The following is an 18,673-nucleotide window of genomic DNA, read 5'->3' on the forward strand; positions in this document are numbered from 1 at the left end:
TTTCAACAGACCACAGATGTACCTCAGAAACAGGAGTCACCCCATGGCAGATTTTGAACTCAGCGAGGACTACCAGATCCTTAGCGACACCGTCCGCGAATTCGCCGACGAAGTGGTGGCCCCGGTCTCCGCCAAGCACGACGAAGAGCACAGCTTCCCCTACGAGGTCGTCTCCCAGATGGCGGACATGGGCCTGTTCGGCCTGCCCTTCCCGGAAGAGTTCGGCGGCATGGGCGGGGACTACTTCGCCCTGGCCCTGGCCCTGGAACAGCTCGGCCGGGTGGACCAGTCTGTCGCGATCACCCTCGAGGCCGGCGTCTCGCTCGGTGCGATGCCGATCCACCGCTTCGGGAATGAGGCGCAGAAGCAGGAATGGCTGCCGCTGCTGGCCTCCGGCAAGGCGCTCGCCGGCTTCGGCCTGACCGAGCCGGAAGCCGGCTCGGACGCCGGCGGCACCAAGACCACCGCCAAGCTGGGCGGTGGTGAGTGGGTCATCAACGGCAACAAGGAGTTCATCACCAACTCCGGCACAGACATCACCAGGCTCGTCACCGTCACCGCGGTGACCGGCCAGGAGGAACGCGCGGACGGCAGCATCAAGAAGGAAATCTCCACCATCCTGGTGCCCACCAACACTCCGGGCTTCACAGCGGAAAAGGCCTACAACAAGGTCGGCTGGAACGCCTCGGACACCCACCCGCTGACGTTCAACAACGTCCACGTCCCCGAGGAGAACCTGCTCGGCACCCAGGGCCGCGGCTACGCCAACTTCCTCTCCATCCTGGACGAAGGCCGGATCGCGATCGCGGCCCTGGCCGTCGGCGCGGCCCAGGGCTGCGTGGACCAGTCGGTGAAATACGCCAAGGAACGCAGCGCGTTCGGGCAGAACATCGGCAAATACCAGGCCATCGCATTTAAGATCGCCCGGATGGAAGCCCGCGCCCACACGGCCCGCCTGGCCTACTACGACGCGGCCGCCCGGATGCTTGCCGGCAAGCCGTTCAAGACGCAGGCGGCCATCGCTAAGATGGTCGCAGGCGAGGCAGCCATGGACAACGCGCGGGACGCCACCCAGGTGTTCGGCGGCTATGGCTTCATCAACGAATTCACCGTGGCGCGCCACTACCGCGACTCCAAGATCCTTGAAGTCGGCGAGGGCACCACGGAGGTCCAGCTGATGCTGATCGCCCGCGAACTGGGACTGTAGCCGGCCGGAAGGATCACCGATGATCAACAAAGTTGTTGCCAGCGCCGCCGAGGCTGTCGCGGACATTCACGACGGCGCCTCCCTCGCCGTCGGCGGGTTCGGGCTGTGCGGCATTCCCGTGACGCTGATCGAGGCCCTGCATGAGCGCGGTGCCACGGACCTGGAAACCGTCAGCAACAACTGCGGCGTCGACGACTGGGGCCTCGGGATCCTGCTCAAGGACGGCCGGATCCGGCGCACCATCAGCTCCTACGTGGGGGAGAACAAAGAGTTCGCCCGGCAATACCTTTCCGGCGAGCTGGAGGTGGTCCTCACCCCGCAGGGCACGCTGGCCGAAAAGCTGCGCGCCGGCGGCGCGGGCATCCCCGCGTTCTACACCCCGGCCGGCGTCGGCACCCAGGTGTCCGACGGCGGCCTGCCGCAGAAGTACGACGCCGAGGGCAACGTCGCGATTGCCTCCGCCCCGAAGGAAGTCCGCAGCTTCCACGGCGCCGACTACGTGCTGGAGGAATCGCTGACGCCCGACTTCGGCCTCGTGCACGCCTGGAAGGGTGACCGCCACGGCAACCTCGTCTTCCACGCCACGGCCATGAACTTCAACCCGCTGTGCGCCATGGCAGGGAAGATCACCATCGCCGAGGTCGAGGAACTCGTGCAGCCGGGGGAGCTGGACCCGGAGCACGTCCATGTCCCAGGGATCTTCGTCCAGCGCGTGGTTCTCGCCCCACAGGGTGAGAAACGCATTGAGAAGCGGACGGTTGCGGTGGCCACCGGTGCCTCCGGCGCACCAAAACTGTCGCCAGAGCAGGCAGGAGCCTAGCCGTGGAAACGAACAAAGCCGCAGAGGCCCCGCCCCGTCCCGAGGCCGTGCGCCACGAATACCGGCGCTCCGCCGTCGAACACGCCGCCGGTACTGAGGGCAAGGGCTGGACCCGCAATGAACTCGCGGCCCGCGTGGCGCAGGAACTGCACAACGGCCAGTACGTCAACCTCGGCATCGGCATGCCGACGCTGATACCCAACTACATTCCCGCCGGCGTCGAGGTGGTGCTGCATTCGGAAAACGGCATCCTGGGTGTCGGGCCGTACCCGGCCGAGGATGAAGTCGACCCGGACCTGATCAATGCCGGCAAGGAAACCGTCACGGTCAACAAGGGCGCGGCGTTCTTCGATTCCGCCGCCTCCTTCGGCATGATCCGGGGCGGCCACGTCGACGTGGCCGTGCTCGGCGCGATGGAGGTCGCCGTCAACGGCGACCTCGCCAACTGGATGATCCCGGGCAAGATGGTCAAGGGCATGGGCGGCGCGATGGACCTGGTGTTCGGGGCCAAGAAGGTGATCGTGATGATGGATCACGTGGACCGCAACGGTAAGCCGAAAATCGTGGAAACCTGCACGCTGCCGTTGACCGGCAAGGGCTGCGTGGACCGGATCATCACCGACCTCGCCGTGATCGACGTCGTGACCGAGGGCGGGAAGTCCCGCCTGGTGCTGCGCGAACTGGCGCCGAACGTGTCCGTGGAGGACGTCGTGGCGGCCACCGGAGCCGAACTCTTTGAGGAAGACCAGGAACTGACCGTATGAGTGATGCAGGCACGACTTCACCGGGCGCAGGCGCACACCCGGGTACCGGCACCCCCCGGGTGATCGAGCAGCGCGGCCTCTATTTCGATGAGCTGGAGGAGGGCGTGGTCTACGCCCACCGGCCGGGCCGGACGCTCACGGAGACGGATAACGTCCTGTTCACCACCATGACCATGAACACCCAGGCCCTGCACCTCGACGCGGCCTGGAGCGCCGGGCAGCCGTTCGGCCAGCGGCTGATGAATTCGATGTTCACCCTGGCCACCGTGGTGGGCCAGTCCGTGCCGCAGCTGACCCAGGGCACCATCATCGCCCAGCTCGGCCTGACGGATGTGTCTTTTCCGCACCCGCTGTACCACGGGGACACCCTGTACACGGAGACGGTGGTGACCGGGAAGAGGCTGTCCGCGTCCCGCCCGGGGCAGGGCATCGTGACCATGCAGCACACCGGACGGAACCAGCACGGGGACGTGGTGGCGCTCGCCGCCCGCAGCTGCCTGATGTGGACACGCGAGGCCCACGCCGCTGCCGAGCTGGAAGCGGCGCAAAAGGGGAGAATAGAGACATGAGTTTCCTGATGGGCCCTGCCCTGCTGTTCTGCCCCGCCGACCGCCCCGAGCGGTACCAAAAAGCCGCGGAACGCGCCGATACCGTGATCGTGGACCTTGAGGACGCCGTCGCCCCTGCCGACAAGCAGCGGGCCCGCGGCGCCATCCTTGCCCAGCTTGGCGCCACCGGCGACGTCCCGGAACTGGATCCGTCCCGCACGATCGTCCGGGTCAACCCGGCCGGCACGGACGAGTTCGAGAAGGACCTGCACTGCCTCAAGCACACGCCGTACCGGCACATCATGCTGGCCAAGGCGGAGAGCGCTGCCCAGCTGAGGGAACTCGAGGGCTACAGCGTGATTGCCCTCTGCGAGACGGCCGCCGGCGTCCTCAACGCCGCCGCCATCGCCGCCGAGCCCAACGTGGTGGCCCTGATGTGGGGTGCGGAGGACCTGCTGGCATCGCTCGGCGGAACCTCCAGCCGGGCGGAGGACGGCAGCTACCGGGCCGTCGCGCTGCACGCCCGTTCCAGCGTGCTGCTGGCCGCCGGCGCCTTCGGCAAGGACGCGATCGACGCCGTCTACGTCAACATCCCGGATCTGGCCGGGCTGGCACTTGAATCACGTGACGCGGTGGCGTCCGGATTCTCGTCCAAGGCCTGCATCCATCCGGACCAGGTGGCCGTGGTCCGCGAAGCCTACGCACCCTCGGAGGCCGACGTCTCGGCAGCCGCGGAGTTGCTCGATGCCGCCTCCGCGGCAGGCTCGGGCGTCTTCCAGTTCAAGGGCAAGATGGTCGACGGGCCCATCCTCAAGCACGCCGCGTCCACACTGCGCCGCGCGGGCCGCGTCGGGTCCTGACCGCGGGCCGGCTGCCCATCGACACGTGCAAACCAACGTGTGCCCACCAGCGTGTGCCAACCAACGTGTGCCCGGGTGAAGCTCTGCCGTGTGAAACTCGTCGATTCGCCACAGATGGCCGGATTGGCTGATCGTATTGCGGCCATCTGCGTCAAATGGGTGGCCTCTGGCTCTGAATCCTCGCCCATTCTCCGGGGCCTTGTGCCGAGGGGTCCCTGGGCGGCTGCCGGCGTCCCGGGGCTGGCGCCGGGCAACTTCGTGGCTGCCGAGGTGGGACTCTGCCGGGCTGGACTTCGCGATTCGTCACAGATGGCCGGATTGGCTGATCGTATTGCGGCCATCTGCGTCAAATGGGTGCCCCGTGGCTCTGAATCCTCGACCATTCTCCGAGGTCCTGTGCCGAGGGGTCCCTGGGTGGCTGCCGGCGTCCCGGGGCTGGCGCCGGGCAACTTCGTGGCTGCCGAGGTGGGACTCTGCCGGGCTGGACTTCGTCGATTCGCCACAGATGGCCGGATTGGCTGATCCTATTGCGGCCATCTGCGTCAAATGGGTCCCTGTGCCGCGCAACCCCAGGCCCGTGCCCCGCATTTGTGCCACGTGTCCCGTGTGGCCGTCATGAACTGGACCTGCTCAGTGTGGCCGTCATGAACTGGACCTGCTCAGTGTGGCCGTCATGAACTGGACATGCTCAGTGTGGCCGTCATGAACTGGACATGCTCGGTGTGGCCGTCATGAATTGGACATGCTCAGTGCTGCCTCCAAGAACCGGACATGTTCAGCGGCGCCAGAGATAGCGGTTCTCCGGCCGGCCCGCGGCTCCGTAGCGGGGCGTCAGCCGGGCATGGCCGTGAACCACGAGGTACTCGAGGTAGCGGCGGGCGCTGACCCGGGACAGGCCCAGTTGCAGCGCCAGGCCGGCCGCGGAGACGTCCTCCGGACTGGCCTTCAGTGCCTCGATGACCGCGTCCAGGGTGGGGCGCGACAGTCCCTTGGGCAGCCGTACGGCGGCCTGGTCTGGCTGGGCGGGCTGACCCGCCGGGGTTTCCGCCACCGCGGACCGGCGGGAGGGCGCCACAAGGCGGTCGATGCTCGCCTGGTCAAGCGGCCCGGAAGCGCCGGAGGCCAGATCGTCCCGCAGCATGACGTACTCGTCGAGCCGTTCATTCAATGCCTGCGAGGAGAAGGGCTTGACCAAGTAGTGCAGCACCCCGCCGGCCATCGCGCCGCGGACCGTGTCCAGCTCCCGGGACGCGGTGATCACGAGGACATCCACCGGCCGCCGGCGCGCGCGCAGCCGCTGCAGGACGTCCAGGCCGGACATGTCCGGCAGATGGATGTCCAGCAACACCAGCTCCGGGCCCAGCTCCGCGGCCAGATCGATGCCCTGCTGCCCGGTGTGGGCCATGGCCACGACGTCGAATCCGCCGCGTGCCAGTAGGAACCCGTGATGGATCCCGGCCACTGCTACGTCATCGTCAATGATGAGGGTGCGTATGGCGTTCATTGGTTTTGTAGTTCCGCCTCTTTTGTTCTGAGCACTACCGAGAAGCAGGCTCCGCCCAACGCCGATGAGGATACTGCCGCCCGGCCTCCGCGCCGGAGGGCAACCCGCTGGACCAGGGCCAGCCCAAACCCGCGGCTGTTGATTCCCTCGGACTCCTTGCTGGTCACGCCGGGCTCGAACACTTTAGCGCGTTCAGGAACCGGGACGCCGGGTCCGTCGTCCTCCACCACGATGGTCCGCCCGCCGTCGGCGCTCTCGCCCAGCCGGATGGCAACAGTGCTGTCGTAACCCGCAGCGTCCACAGCGTTGTCGATCAGGTTGCCCAGCACCGTGATGACGTCGCCCGAGTCATCAACCGAGCACAGCGAATCCGGGCTGACGATGATCTCGATGCCGCGCTCGGCGCAGACCGTGGACTTGGCGATCAGCAGCGCCTGGACCCCGTGGTCGGTGATTCCGGCCGCCAGCGGCCGGTTCGCGAAGACGGCGTCGTTGTGGCTGCGGCCCAGGTATTCGATGGCTTTGTCCTGTTTTCCAAGCTCCAGCAGCCCGGAGATGACGTGCAGTTTGTTGGCAAATTCGTGCGCCTGGGCGCGGAGTGCCTGCGTCACGTCCACGGCGCCGTCGCGGTCGCGCAGGACGGTGTGGAGCTCCGTGCGGTCGCGCAGGATCAGCACCTTGCCGACTTCGCGGCCGTCGACGGTGGCCGCATTGACCTTGCCCAGCAGGATCCGTTCACCCGAGAGCACCAGTTCCTCCGTGGCGGATCCGGCCGAGAGCAAGCGGAGGACCGCCGGTTCCAGGCTTGCCGCTGCAGGGGTCCCGGTGATGTCCCCTGCCAGGGCGAGCAGGCGGCGTGCCTCATCGTTGACCAGCGCGACCCTGCCGTCGGCGTCCACGGCCACCAGTCCTTCACCCAGGCCGTGGAGCATGGCGTCGCGCGTTTCCAGCAGGGCAGCGATGTCCTCGGGCTCGAGTTTGTAGATCCGCCGCCACACCAGTTTCGAGACATACATCGCGCCCAGCGAACTTAGCAGTGCCGCGCCGAGCAGCCAGCCGAACAGCTGCGGCATGTCCTCATGGAGGTCGGCGGCCAAGGTGCTCTCCAGCACCCCCACGGATGCGGAGCCGATCACGGCGCCGGCCGCATCGAAGATGGGAACCTTCACCCGCCAGGACTCACCGAGCGTGCCCGTCTGGGTACCCACGTAGATCTCCCCGGACAGCGGCACGGACGGATCGGTGGAGACCGGCCGGCCGATTTCCGCCGGATTGGGGTGCGACTGACGGACCCCGTGCCGGTCCGTCACCACCACATAGGTGACGTTGGATGCCTGCCGGATGACTTCCGCGATCGGCTGGATTGTCTGGGCCGGCGACGATGTGCCGAACGCGTTGATGACCGAGGGCAGCTGGGCAACACTTTCGGCGACGCCGATCAGCCGGCCCTTGTAGGCGTCACGGAGCTGTTGTTCCTGCATCCGGATGGTCACGGCCCCCACCACCGTGAGGACAGCCAGCACGATGCCCAGCTGCAATGCGACCAGCTGGAACCGAAGGGGAATCTTGTGAAACATGTCACAAGTTTCCCATTGGGGGCGCAGCCCGCCCGCCAAAAAGACGGCCGGGGCCGTGACCAATATGACCACTACTACCTCTACGGCCAAATGCTGTTGCCGTTCGGCGGGCGCTCCTAGGGTCAGTGACGTGATTCCAATGATGTGCATCACATTCGCCCTAGGAGAAACCATGACTTCCCAGAACTTTTTCACGCGGCCCGCTTTCACGCGTCCCACCCACACACGTCGCGCCGCCCTCATTGCCGGCGCCGCCGGAGTCGTCCTGGCCATGTCCGCCTGCGCGGGAAGCGGAACCGGCACCGCTGCCGGCGGGTCCGCGGGCGCCGATCCGATCAAGAAGCTCAGCATCATCGTCCCGGCCAACCCCGGCGGTGGCTGGGACCAGACCGGACGTGCCATGCAGCAGGACCTGCAGACCAACAAGCTCGTCTCCTCCGCCCAGGTCACCAACATTGGCGGCGGCGGCGGGACCAACGGCCTCGCCAAGCTCGCCACCGAGAAGGACGTCAACACCCTCATGGTGATGGGCTACGTCATGGTGGGTGCGGTCGAGACCAATGGCGCCAAGACCCGGCTCGAAGACACCACCCCGATCGCGCGGCTCACCGAAGAGCCGCTGGTTCTCGTGGTGCCGGCGTCGTCGAAATACCAGTCGGTCGCCGACCTCGTCGCGGACATCAAGGCCAACGGCAAGGGCGTGGCCATCACGGGTGGCTCGGCCGGGGGCGCGGACCACATCCTGGCCGGGCAGATCCTGAAATCCCAGGGCGTGGAGGCGGACAAGCTGAACTACATCGGCTACTCCGGTGGCGGCGAGTCCATCGCGGCGCTGCTCGGCAACAAGGTCCAGGCCGGCATCTCCGGCGTGGGCGAGTATGCCGAACAGGTCAAGGCCGGCAAGGTCCGGGCGCTCGCCGTCTCCGGAAAGGCCGAGGCCCCGGCGCTTCCCGGGATCAAGCCGCTCAAGGACCAGGGGATCGACGTCGTGCTGACCAACTGGCGCGGCGTGGTGGCCCCCGGGTCCATCGACGACGCCCAGCGCGCGAAGCTGACCGACGTCGTCACCAAGCTGCACGCGTCAGAGGCCTGGAAGTCCACACTGACCAAGAACAACTGGGACGACGCGTTCCTGGCCGGTGACGGCTTCAAGACCTTCCTGACCGAGGACATCGCCAAGGTCAAGACCACCCTGACCCAGATCGGCCTGGTCAAGTAACAGTGTCTGACCTCGCATCAACGTCTGCACCCGCCGCGGCGCCCCCTGCGGCGCCCGCCAAGCGGCCGACCGGGGAGATCCTGTTCGCCCTCGTGTTCGTCAGCGTGGGCGTCGCGGGCCTGGCGACGGCGGGATCCATTCCGATCCCGCCGTCGGAGACCGGCATCGGCCCGCGTGCCTTCCCCTACATCGTGTGCGGCTTGCTGGTGCTGTGCGGCGCCGGGGTGGTCCTGCAGGTCCTCCGCGGCAAAGTCGGGCAGGCCGAGGACAGCGAAGACCTGGACGTGACCGCAAAGACCGACTGGGTTGCCCTGGCCAAACTGGTGGGTTTCGTGGTGCTGCACATCTTCCTGATCGAGCCGGCCGGCTGGCCGGTGGCCGCCGCCGTGCTCTTCAGCGGTGCCGCCTGGTCCCTGGACGCCAAACCCCTCTGGAAGGCGATCGCCGTGTCCGTGATCCTGGCGCTGGTGCTGCAGTACGTCTTCGGCGGCCTGCTCGGCGTGTCCCTGCCGCCAGGGCCGCTGTTCGAGGGGGTGCCGTTCTTCCATGGATAGCTTCATGCTCCTGCTCGAAGGATTCAGCACCGCGCTGCAGCCCGTCTACCTGCTCTACGCCCTGGGCGGGGTCTTCGTCGGCACCGCCGTCGGCGTGCTGCCCGGCATTGGCCCCGCCATGACCGTGGCCCTGCTCATGCCCATCACCTATGCCCTGGATCCCGCGGCTGCGTTGATCGTGTTCGCCGGGATCTACTACGGCGGCATGTACGGCGGTTCCACCACCTCCATCCTGCTGAACACGCCGGGCGAGTCCTCCTCGATCGTCACGGCGCTCGAAGGAAACAAGATGGCCAAGGCCGGCAGGGGAGCGGCAGCCCTGGCGACGGCGGCGATCGGATCCTTCATCGCGGGCACCATCGCGACGGTCCTGCTGACCTTCCTGGCGCCCGTCGTGGCCGACTTCGCCGTCGGCCTCGGCCCCGTGGACTACGTGGCCCTCATGGTGGTGGCCTTCCTGACCGTCGGTGCGCTGCTGGGCGCCTCCGTCCTGCGCGGCCTGGCATCCCTGGCGCTCGGGCTGTTCATCGGCCTGATCGGTATCGATGACAGCACGGCCCAGCAGCGCTTCACGTTCGACAACCCCACCCTGGTTGACGGCGTCGACATGGTCCTCGTGGCCGTGGGCCTCTTTGCCCTCGGCGAGGCGCTTTATGTCGCATCGAAGCTGCGGCACGGCCCGGTGGAGCTGATCCCGGTCAGCAAGGGCAAGAACGCCTGGCTGTCCAAGGAGGACTGGAAGCGGTCCTGGAAGCCGTGGCTGCGTGGAACCTTCATCGGGTTCCCGATCGGCACCGTCCCGGCCGGCGGCGCGGACGTCTCCACGTTCCTGTCCTACGCCGCCGAGCGGAAGCTGGCCAAGGGCGCCAACAAGGCCCAGTTCGGCAAAGGCGCGATCGAAGGCGTCGCCGGACCGGAAGCGGCCAACAACGCCGCGGCCGCCGGTGTCCTGGTGCCGTTGCTGACCCTCGGAATCCCGACGACGGCGACGGCGGCCATGATGCTCACGGCGTTCCAGCGCTACCAGATCCAGCCCGGCCCGCTCCTGTTCGAAAACCAGGGCGCGCTTGTCTGGACCCTGATCGCATCGCTGTACGTCGGCAACCTCATGCTCCTGGTGCTGAACCTGCCCCTGGTGGGCCTGTGGGTGAAGATCCTGCAGATCCCGCGGCCCTACCTCTACGCCGGCATCCTGGTCTTCGCCGCCCTCGGCGCCTTCTCGGTGAACTTCTCCCCGAGCGACGTCGGCATCCTGCTGGTGGTGGGCATCCTGGGCTACTTCATGCGCCGCTACGGCTATCCCGTGGCGCCCATGGTGGTGGCGATGATCCTGGGACCGATGTTCGAGGTGCAGTTGCGGCGCTCGCTGCAGCTCTCGCAAAACGATCCCACGGCCTTGTTCGCCTCGCCGTTCGCCCTGGTGGTGTACGTCTCCATGGCACTGATCTTCGCCGCCTCGTGGTGGCTGCGCCGCCGCCAGGCAACGTTGGAGGCTGCGCCGGCGAAGGAAGAGGTGTCCGTCTAAGCGCGGGCGTTGAACTGAATTGCCGCAAATGGCCGGAATGACGACACTCATTCCGGCCATTTGCGGTAAACGGGCCCACGGGAACGCACCGCCCGGGGCGCACCGCCCCGGGCCGCACCGCGCCGGGCCTCACGCCTCCGACGTCGGGCGCGGCGCCGGGAGCCGCGACGGCGGGATGACGACATACAGCGGGGTCCGGATCCAGCGCTGGCCCGTCGCACGGAACTCGGCCCGGGTGGAGAAATGGTAGAGGTAGCTGGTGGCACGTATCCAGTGCGGCCGTCCGCCGGCGAACGGGTCGTCGCGCAGCAGCCGCAGCGTGGGCCGGTCCGCCGCCAGCAGTTTGGCCAGGAACGCGTAGAACCACTCCTCGTGCACGGTACGCAGCGGCAGGAACCACATCAGCCAGTCCAGCCGCAGATGGTACGGGGCGTACTGGCGCGGGATGCGCCGGACGTCGCCGGGCTTGCCCTTGAACCTATACTCCCGCCAGTCCGCGTCGTCCCCGGGGTCCTCGTCGAGGGTTCCCTCCACCACGATCTCGATCCGCCGCTTCGTGACGGTGCCGAACGCGCCGTAGGTGTTGACCAGCTGCCAGCGGTTGAAGGATGCGTTCATTAACTGGTGGTGGGAGAAGAGGTTCTCGATGGGCCGGTAGCTGAGCACCACCAGCAGCACGGTGGCCACCAGGACCACCACCAGCCAAGGAACCGGCGCCTGGCTGCCCACCCCGGCTGCGCCCACCGCCACTCCTGCTCCGGTTCCTGCGGACGGGGACACAGCCGCGGCATGCCAGTCCAGCGGGATCGCCGGAATCACGGCGTGCGCCACGGGATCGCTGACCGCCGCGAAGGCCAGGATGATCGCCATCCAGTTCAGCCAGGCGAAATTTCCGCTCGCCACCAGCCACAGCTGGGTGAAGATGATGATTCCGGCGGCGGCGCTGGCCAGCGGCTGCGGGGCAAAGAGGAAGAAGGGCACCACCAGTTGGGCGAAGTGGTTGCCCAGGACCTCCAGCCGGTGCCAGGCCTTGGGGAGCAGGTGGGCCTGCCGGCTCAGCGGCCCCGGCATCGGCTGGGTCTCGTGGTGGTAGTACAGCGCCGTCAGGTCCCGCCATTCCTGGCCGCCCCGGATCTTGATCAGGCCGGCGCCGAACTCCAGCCGGAACACCAGCCAGACCAGCAGGATCAGGATGGTCCGGGGCGGGGGAGTCTGGTCGGAGCCAAGGAAGGCCACCGTGAACCCGGCCTCCAGCAGCAGCATCTCCCAGCCGAAGCCGTAGAACGTCTGCCCCACGTTCACGATCGACATGTACAACAGCCACAGGGCCAGGAACGCGATGAGCGGAACCCACGGCGGCCCGAGCTGCGGCAGCCCGGCGATGAGCGTGGCGGCAATGGCCATGCCGCTCCAGCACACCGTCCGCAGCAGCCGGTCCGAGTAGCGCCACCGGAACAGGCTGGGCCGGCCCAAACGGTTGAAGCCCTCGAGATACGCCGGCACCGGCAACAGGCCGCGCTCGCCGAGGAGGGCCGGGAACTGGTTCAGCGAGGAGAGGAAGGCCACGAAATACAGGGTGGCGGTGCTGCGCTGCAGCACCTGCCGGGCGAACTCGTACTCCGGCGCGTCGAACCACGCGGTCCACTCCACGTTTTCCACGTTACGCCTCCGCCCTGCTGCGTCAACGAGCGGCGGAAGACTCAACCCGACGGCGTCGAGCTGGCACTTCACGGCACTGCTGCACGCCGCGGCTGCCGTGAAGTGCCACCTCGAGGCGGACGCGGCGCACCGGCGCGGTGCGGGATACTTGAATCATGCAGCCGCGCAAAATCGTCCTCCTCGGGTCCACCGGTTCCATCGGCACACAGGCGATTGACGTCGTCGACGGCGCCCCGCACCTTTTTGAGGTCGTCGCGCTCAGCGCCGGCGGCGGCAACCTCGAACTCCTGGCCCGGCAGGCCGTCCACACCCGCGCCCAGGCTGTCGGTGTCGCCTCCGGTGATGCCTCCGCCCTCCGGCGCATGATCGACGACGCCGCCCGCGCGGCAGGACTCATCGGGTACAGCCCCGAACTCATCACCGGCCCCGACGCCTCCACCCGGGTCGCGGAAATCAGCGCCGACGTCGTCCTCAACGGCATCACCGGCTCGATCGGACTTGCCCCCACCCTGGCCGCCCTCGCCTCCGGGGCAACGCTGGCACTGGCCAACAAGGAGTCCCTGATCGTCGGCGGCGCCCTGGTCAAGGCCGCGGCCCGCGAAGGGCAGATCGTCCCCGTGGATTCGGAGCACTCGGCCATTGCCCAGTGCCTGCGCTCCGGCTCCGCCGCGGAAGTGGACCGGCTGATCCTGACGGCATCGGGCGGGCCGTTCCGCGGCAAGAGCCGGGACGAACTGCACGACGTCTCACCGCAGGACGCCCTGGCCCACCCCACGTGGGACATGGGCCTCATGGTCACCACCAACTCCGCCAGCCTCGTCAACAAGGGCCTGGAGGTGATCGAGGCGCACCTGCTCTTCGACATCCCCCTGGAGAAGATCGACGTCGTGGTCCACCCGCAGTCCGTGGTGCATTCCATGGTCCAGTTCGTCGACGGCTCCACGATCGCCCAGGCCTCGCCGCCGGACATGCGCCTGCCCATTGCCCTCGGCCTCGGCTGGCCGGACCGGGTCCCCGGATCCGCCAGGGCCTGCGACTGGGGCAAGGCCACCAGCTGGACGTTCGAGCCGCTGGACACCGTGGCGTTCCCCGCCGTCGACCTCGCGAAGGCGGCCGCCACGCAGGGCAGCACCTTCCCGGCCGTGTTCAATGCCGCGAACGAGGAAGCGGTGATGGCCTTCCACGCCGGGCAGATCCGGTTCACCGACATTGTGGACACCATCGATGCCGTCCTCAGCGAACACTCAGGCTCCTCCGGGCTGACGGTGGAGTCCGTACTGGATGCTGAAAGATGGGCACGCGCCCGCACCCACGAACGTTTAGCCGTAAGAAGCGTCTAGGAAGCAGCAGATCACAGTATGAGCCCCGTCCTCCTCTTTGTCCTCGGTGTCGTCTTCGTGGCGATCGGCATCGCCGTGTCCATTGCCCTGCATGAAGTCGGGCACCTGCTCCCGGCCAAGCTCTTCAAGGTCCGCGTGACCAAATACATGATCGGTTTCGGACCCACCGTCTGGTCGAAGAAAAGGGGCGAAACCGAGTACGGCCTCAAAGCCATCCCGCTGGGCGGCTACGTGTCCATGATCGGGATGTACCCGCCGAACAAGGAAGACGGCACCGTCCGCACCTCCAGCACCGGAATGTTCCAGTCACTGGCATCCGATGCCCGCTCCCTGGCCCACGAGGAAATCGGCCCGGGCGACGAAACCCGGGTCTTCTACCGGCTGCCGGTCTGGAAAAAGATCATCATCATGCTCGGCGGGCCCGCGATGAACCTGCTGATCGGCGTCGTGCTGACCGCGGTGCTGCTGATGGGATTCGGCACCGCCAGCCAGACCACCACGATCGCGGACGTCTCCAAATGCCAGGTCAAGGCCGGCGAGACCGTGGACCCGGACTCCGCCGACTGCAAGCCCACCCCGGCCGCGGCCGCGGGCCTGTTGCCGAATGACACCATCACCTCTTTCGACGGCAAGGCCGTCACCGGGTGGGACGAACTCACCGGCTGGATCCGCGCCTCGGCGGGCCGGCAGGTGAGCATCACCGTGGAGCGCGGCGGCGCCACCGTCTCGACAACCGTCACGCCCGTGCTCTCCGCCCGCCCGGTTCTCGGTTCCGACGGCCGCCAGGCCAAGGCCGCTGACGGAAGCCTCCAATACCAGGACGTCGGCTTCCTGGGCATCGGCGCCCAGACGGCACTCGTGCAGCAGCCGGCGTCGGCCGTGCTGCCCATGGCGGGGGAGAACATCAAGCAGGTCGCCGGTGTGGTGGTGAACCTGCCGGAGCGCGTGGCCGGTGTGGCCAAGGCAGCCTTCAGCGAGGAACCCCGGGACCCCAACGGCCCCATCAGCGTGGTGGGCGTGGGCCGCGTGGCCGGCGAGGTCGCCGCGATGGAGGAGGTCCCGCTGCAGTCCCGCTTCGCCGCCTTGGTGGGTTTGCTGGCCGGACTCAACTTCGCATTGGCCGTCTTCAACCTCATTCCGCTGCTGCCGCTCGACGGCGGCCACATTGCGGGCGCGCTGTACGAGGGGGCCCGGCGCCAGATCGCCAAGCTGTTCGGCCGCCCGGATCCCGGCGCCTTCGATATCGCCAAGCTGCTCCCGGTGACGTATGTGGTGGCGGTGCTGCTGATGGGCATGGGCGCGCTGCTGATCTACGCCGACATCGTCAAGCCGGTCAACCTCTTCGGATAGGCCCGACTGGCATTTCAGCCAAATTCCGCTGACTATCATTCATAAGCCTATTTAGGCTGATTTTAAGTAATCAGTTGAAAATGGTTGATTATTTCCGATCACCTTCCTAGGCTGGGGTCATGTACGTCATGACAATCGACCAGCGCGGCAGCACGGGCGACATCGACCGGGTCCCCGGCCTCCTGAAGGGGCTCAGCGCACTCTCCACCGCCGGGCGCTTTGAGCGTTCGGTGGGCGACGAGGTCCAGGGCGTCTTGGAACGGGCCGACGAGGTGGTGGAGATCGCCTTGCACGCCCTGCGCAGCGGCCGCTGGTATGTCGGGATCGGGGTGGGGGAGGTGGACCTGCCGCTGCCCGCCAGCCCGCGCGAAGGCTCGGGTCCCGCCTTCGTGGCGGCCCGGTCCGCCGTCGACCGGGCCAAGGGGGCGGCCGCCCATGTTCCCCTCGCCGTGGTTGCCGGCCGCGACCGCCGGCGGGCAAATGCAAATGCGGCAACCACGGCCGCGGACGGCGCCAGCGGATCCCAGGGGGCCAGGGCCTGCGCCAATGCGGAGGCGGTGCTCCGACTGATTGGCCGCCTGGTCCAGGACCGGACCGCGGCGCAATGGAAGGTGGTGGACGTGCTGCGCTCGGTGCGGCAAGACACCCACGGAACCCACGGCAGCCAAAAAATAGCGGCACAGAAACTCGGAATCACGGAGCAGTCGGTGAGCCGCGCAGTCCTGCGCTCGGGCTGGCAGGAAGAATGGGCCGCGAGGCCGGCCGCAGAACTGCTGCTGACCCTCGCCCACGACAGCACCGAAGGAGAGAAGTGAACGCCCTGTGGATCACGCTGGCCCTGCTCACCGCAGGATTCGTCGGCTGGCCGGTCACTGCCTGGGTGTTCCGCCTCGCCCGCACCATTGATGACCGGGCCGACGCCGGAAGCGGCGCCGTCGGGGACGCGGCCGAGGACCCCGCCGCCGACTCCACCACAGACCCCGACCTTCAGGCGGCCCCGGAGCCGGCCGGGCAGGACGGAGCAGCGCCTACCCCGGCAGTGGCGGCCGCCGCGCCGCCCGCCGAGACCGTCAGCAGCGTGCGCATCCTGCGCGGCGGTGCCATTATCGGCATCCTGGAACGGTTCGCCGTGTGCCTGGCGATCCTGGCCGGCCAGCCCGTCGCCATCGCCTACGTCGTGGCCATCAAGGGCCTCGGCCGGTTTGCCGAGTTGAAAGCCACCCCGGTGGCGGCCGAGCGGTTCATCATCGGAACCCTCACCTCCATGCTCTGGGCAGCCGGTGTCGCCGCCCTGGCCAAGGTCCTCTTCCTCGGCTGACCGCGTGCCCCGGAGCCTCCGGATGGGAACCGGGCAAACAGGGCGATAGTGTATCCATATGACTGTTTTTGCTGTGGAGTACGTGTACGACGCCGAATCATCCGAGGTCCGCGATGCCAGCCGCCCGGCGCACCGCGAATGGACCGCGGATCTTGCCCGTGACGGCGCCCTGCTGGCCAGCGGCCCTTACGGCGACGGTGCAGGCGCGCTGCTCATCTTCAAGGCCGCCGATGAGGCGGCCTTGAATGACCTTCTGCGGCAGGACCCCTTCGCAGCCGCCGGTGCCATCTCGGGCACCCGCACCACCGTGTGGGCGCCGCTGACCGGTCTTCTGGCCGAGCACGCCTAGCCCGTCCCGCCCGCACCTTCGCAACTTCGAATTCTAAAAGGGAGTCCATGTGACCTCGGTCAGCCTGGGAATGCCGTCAGCACCGCCCCCCGTTCTTGCCCCCCGCCGCAAGACGCGCCAGATCAAGGTGGGATCAGTCGGCGTCGGCTCCGATTCGCCCATCAGCGTTCAGTCCATGACCACGACGCCGACGACCGACATCAACGCCACCTTGCAGCAGATCGCGGAACTCACGGCCTCCGGCTGCGACATCGTGCGCGTCGCCTGCCCGTCGGCCGATGACGCCGCGGCGCTGCCGATCATCGCCAAGAAGTCCCAGATCCCGGTGATCGCGGACATCCACTTCCAGCCGAAGTACGTCTTCGCCGCGATCGAGGCCGGCTGTGCCGCCGTGCGCGTGAACCCGGGCAACATTCGCAAGTTCGATGACCAGATCAAGGAGATCGCCCGCGCCGCCAAGGACCACGGCACCTCCATCCGGATCGGCGTCAACGCCGGATCCCTGGAACCTGGCATCATGAAGAAATACGGCAAGGCCACCCCGGAAGCCCTCGTGGAATCCGCCGTCTGGGAGGCGTCCCTCTTCGAGGAGCACGGTTTCCACGACTTCAAGATCTCCGTCAAGCACAACGACCCGGTCATCATGGTTGCCGCCTACGAGATGCTGGCCGAAAAGGGCGACTGGCCCCTGCACCTCGGCGTCACCGAGGCCGGACCGGCCTTCCAGGGCACCATCAAGTCCGCCACGGCGTTTGGCGCCCTGCTCTCCCGCGGGATCGGCGACACCATCCGCGTCTCCCTCTCGGCCCCGCCGGTCGAGGAAATCAAGGTGGGCAACCAGATCCTGCAGTCGCTCAACCTGCGCCCCCGCAAGCTGGAAATCGTCTCCTGCCCGTCCTGCGGCCGCGCCCAGGTGGACGTCTACACGCTCGCCGAGCAGGTCACCGCTGGCCTGGAAGGCATGGAAGTCCCGCTGCGCGTGGCAGTCATGGGCTGCGTGGTCAATGGTCCCGGCGAGGCCCGCGAGGCCGATCTCGGCGTCGCCTCCGGCAACGGCAAGGGCCAGATCTTTGTCAGGGGCGAGGTCATCAAGACTGTCCCGGAGGATCAGATTGTTGAGACACTGATCGAAGAAGCCATGCGTATCGCAGAAGAGATGGGGGACGCCGATGGCGAAGATGCTGTCAAGGGTAGCCCCGTGGTTAGCGTCTCGTAAGGACGACGCCGCTCCCGGCGTCGTCGTCCGGGTCCTTGGCGGCGCGGACACCGGACAACTGCTGGCGCTGGCGCACCGGGACGCCGTCGCCAATGTCTTCATCCTCTCGCACCTGGAGACCGCCGGTACGGCGTCTCCCACGGCCGGGGGCGCCAGCATTCTTGGCGTGTTCGACGGCGGCACCCTCCTCGGTGCCTGCTGGGCCGGCGCCAACCTGGTGCCGATCGAGCTGGCGCCCGAGCTCGCCGGCCTCATTGCGATGGCCGCGCACCGCTCCGGGCGCCGCTACGCCTCGATCTTTGGCCCCGCCGAAACTGTGCTGGCTCTCTACGCGGCGCTGGAGCAGCTCGGCCAGACGGCCCACGAAGTCCGGGACCACCAGCCCCTGCTGACGATTGCGGGGCCGCCCGCCGTCCGGCCCGAGCCCGCACTCGGCTTTGGCCAGCTGGCTGACTTCGACAAGATCCTGCCCGCATGCGCCGCAATGTTTGAGGAAGAAGTGGGCTATTCGCCCTACCTCGGCGGCAGGGAGTATTACAGCCGGCGCGTCAAGAGCCTCATCCGCCAGGGCCATTCCCTCGTGCACGTGAACGCCGCCGGCGATGTCGTCTTCAAGGCCGAACTCGGCGCCGTCACGCCGGAAGTGACCCAGGTCCAGGGCGTCTGGATGAATCCCGACTTCCGCGGACTGGGACTGAGCGCGGGCTACATGGCCGCCGTCGTCGTCCTCGCCCAGACCCTCGCGCCGGTGACCAGCCTGTACGTCAACGGGTTCAACGCCAAGGCACGCGCCACCTACGATCGGGTGGGCTTTCGCCAGGTGGGCACGTTCGCTACAGTGCTCTTCTAGCGGGCAAATGCCG

Annotated in this window: 18 protein-coding genes; 15 read left to right on the top strand and 3 right to left on the bottom strand. The window is 67.6% G+C overall.

The features are described 5' to 3' along the window. Positions 1 to 43: 43 nt before the first annotated feature. From AC1DBX_RS18850 to AC1DBX_RS18870, 5 genes are read left to right on the top strand one after another with little or no spacing between them, the layout of a single operon-like run. Positions 44 to 1,207 (top strand): acyl-CoA dehydrogenase family protein, encoded by a 1,164-nt coding sequence (locus AC1DBX_RS18850; RefSeq protein ID WP_223914042.1) that lies wholly within the window; start codon positions 44 to 46, stop codon positions 1,205 to 1,207. 19 nt (positions 1,208 to 1,226) lie between these two features. After that, positions 1,227 to 2,027: a CoA transferase subunit A gene (locus AC1DBX_RS18855; protein ID WP_476932451.1), complete on the top strand. Its 801-nt coding sequence runs from the start codon at positions 1,227 to 1,229 to the stop codon at positions 2,025 to 2,027. A 2-nt stretch (positions 2,028 to 2,029) separates the two neighbouring features. After that, a complete protein-coding gene (locus AC1DBX_RS18860; RefSeq protein ID WP_476859066.1) occupies positions 2,030 to 2,791 on the top strand; it encodes a CoA transferase subunit B in 762 nt (253 codons plus the stop codon). Next, positions 2,788 to 3,360: a MaoC family dehydratase gene (locus AC1DBX_RS18865; protein WP_476932452.1), complete on the top strand. Its 573-nt coding sequence runs from the start codon at positions 2,788 to 2,790 to the stop codon at positions 3,358 to 3,360. Before AC1DBX_RS18860 ends, AC1DBX_RS18865 begins: the two co-directional genes overlap by 4 nt. Continuing rightward, the gene (locus AC1DBX_RS18870; protein WP_079551424.1) at positions 3,357 to 4,199 is read left to right on the top strand and encodes an HpcH/HpaI aldolase/citrate lyase family protein; all 843 of its coding nucleotides are present in this window, start codon (positions 3,357 to 3,359) and stop codon (positions 4,197 to 4,199) included. Before AC1DBX_RS18865 ends, AC1DBX_RS18870 begins: the two co-directional genes overlap by 4 nt. Before the next feature lie 775 nt (positions 4,200 to 4,974). On the opposite strand, the gene AC1DBX_RS18875 is transcribed toward AC1DBX_RS18870, so the two are convergent. Together AC1DBX_RS18875 and AC1DBX_RS18880 are read right to left on the bottom strand one after the other, a co-directional pair. After that, positions 4,975 to 5,703 (bottom strand): response regulator, encoded by a 729-nt coding sequence (locus AC1DBX_RS18875; RefSeq protein ID WP_476849410.1) that lies wholly within the window; start codon positions 5,701 to 5,703, stop codon positions 4,975 to 4,977. Beyond that, positions 5,700 to 7,280, bottom strand: a complete 1,581-nt coding sequence (locus AC1DBX_RS18880) for an ATP-binding protein (RefSeq protein ID WP_476856463.1) — start codon at positions 7,278 to 7,280, stop codon at positions 5,700 to 5,702. The genes AC1DBX_RS18875 and AC1DBX_RS18880 overlap by 4 nt, the downstream gene beginning before the upstream one ends. Before the next feature lie 172 nt (positions 7,281 to 7,452). Here AC1DBX_RS18880 and AC1DBX_RS18885 point away from each other — a divergent pair, with 172 nt between their 5' ends. Genes AC1DBX_RS18885 through AC1DBX_RS18895 form a run of 3 tightly spaced genes read left to right on the top strand, consistent with a single transcriptional unit; the run spans position 7,453 to position 10,578 of the window. Further along, positions 7,453 to 8,499 (top strand): Bug family tripartite tricarboxylate transporter substrate binding protein, encoded by a 1,047-nt coding sequence (locus tag AC1DBX_RS18885; RefSeq protein WP_476849412.1) that lies wholly within the window; start codon positions 7,453 to 7,455, stop codon positions 8,497 to 8,499. A 2-nt stretch (positions 8,500 to 8,501) separates the two neighbouring features. Next, complete coding sequence (locus tag AC1DBX_RS18890; RefSeq protein ID WP_230009576.1) at positions 8,502 to 9,053, top strand: tripartite tricarboxylate transporter TctB family protein; 552 nt, start codon at positions 8,502 to 8,504, stop codon at positions 9,051 to 9,053. Further along, the gene (locus AC1DBX_RS18895; RefSeq protein WP_476859063.1) at positions 9,046 to 10,578 is read left to right on the top strand and encodes a tripartite tricarboxylate transporter permease; all 1,533 of its coding nucleotides are present in this window, start codon (positions 9,046 to 9,048) and stop codon (positions 10,576 to 10,578) included. The genes AC1DBX_RS18890 and AC1DBX_RS18895 overlap by 8 nt, the downstream gene beginning before the upstream one ends. Before the next feature lie 129 nt (positions 10,579 to 10,707). On the opposite strand, the gene AC1DBX_RS18900 is transcribed toward AC1DBX_RS18895, so the two are convergent. Then, positions 10,708 to 12,228 carry a lipase maturation factor family protein gene (locus AC1DBX_RS18900; protein ID WP_476932453.1) on the bottom strand — a complete coding sequence of 507 codons (1,521 nt, stop codon included), beginning with the start codon at positions 12,226 to 12,228 and terminating at the stop codon, positions 10,708 to 10,710. Between the two features lie 164 nt (positions 12,229 to 12,392). Here AC1DBX_RS18900 and dxr point away from each other — a divergent pair, with 164 nt between their 5' ends. The 7 genes from dxr to AC1DBX_RS18935 all read left to right on the top strand — a co-directional run bounded on the left by dxr (position 12,393) and on the right by AC1DBX_RS18935 (position 18,660). Beyond that, the gene (dxr, locus tag AC1DBX_RS18905) at positions 12,393 to 13,577 is read left to right on the top strand and encodes a 1-deoxy-D-xylulose-5-phosphate reductoisomerase (RefSeq protein WP_476932454.1); all 1,185 of its coding nucleotides are present in this window, start codon (positions 12,393 to 12,395) and stop codon (positions 13,575 to 13,577) included. Positions 13,578 to 13,595: 18 nt separating this feature from the next. Then, complete coding sequence (locus AC1DBX_RS18910) at positions 13,596 to 14,927, top strand: M50 family metallopeptidase (protein WP_476932455.1); 1,332 nt, start codon at positions 13,596 to 13,598, stop codon at positions 14,925 to 14,927. A 119-nt stretch (positions 14,928 to 15,046) separates the two neighbouring features. After that, positions 15,047 to 15,742, top strand: coding sequence for a MarR family transcriptional regulator (locus tag AC1DBX_RS18915; RefSeq protein ID WP_476859060.1), 696 nt, complete (start codon positions 15,047 to 15,049; stop codon positions 15,740 to 15,742). Next, positions 15,739 to 16,245, top strand: coding sequence for a hypothetical protein (locus AC1DBX_RS18920; RefSeq protein ID WP_476932456.1), 507 nt, complete (start codon positions 15,739 to 15,741; stop codon positions 16,243 to 16,245). Before AC1DBX_RS18915 ends, AC1DBX_RS18920 begins: the two co-directional genes overlap by 4 nt. 58 nt (positions 16,246 to 16,303) lie before the next feature. Continuing rightward, positions 16,304 to 16,594: a YciI family protein gene (locus tag AC1DBX_RS18925; protein WP_476856456.1), complete on the top strand. Its 291-nt coding sequence runs from the start codon at positions 16,304 to 16,306 to the stop codon at positions 16,592 to 16,594. Between the two features lie 49 nt (positions 16,595 to 16,643). Continuing rightward, a complete protein-coding gene (gene ispG / locus AC1DBX_RS18930; RefSeq protein ID WP_476932457.1) occupies positions 16,644 to 17,810 on the top strand; it encodes a flavodoxin-dependent (E)-4-hydroxy-3-methylbut-2-enyl-diphosphate synthase in 1,167 nt (388 codons plus the stop codon). Then, positions 17,773 to 18,660: a GNAT family N-acetyltransferase gene (locus AC1DBX_RS18935; protein WP_223914221.1), complete on the top strand. Its 888-nt coding sequence runs from the start codon at positions 17,773 to 17,775 to the stop codon at positions 18,658 to 18,660. Before ispG ends, AC1DBX_RS18935 begins: the two co-directional genes overlap by 38 nt. Positions 18,661 to 18,673: the final 13 nt, after the last annotated feature.

The sequence above is a fragment of the Arthrobacter sp. 10N44_2 genome, from assembly GCF_056394385.1.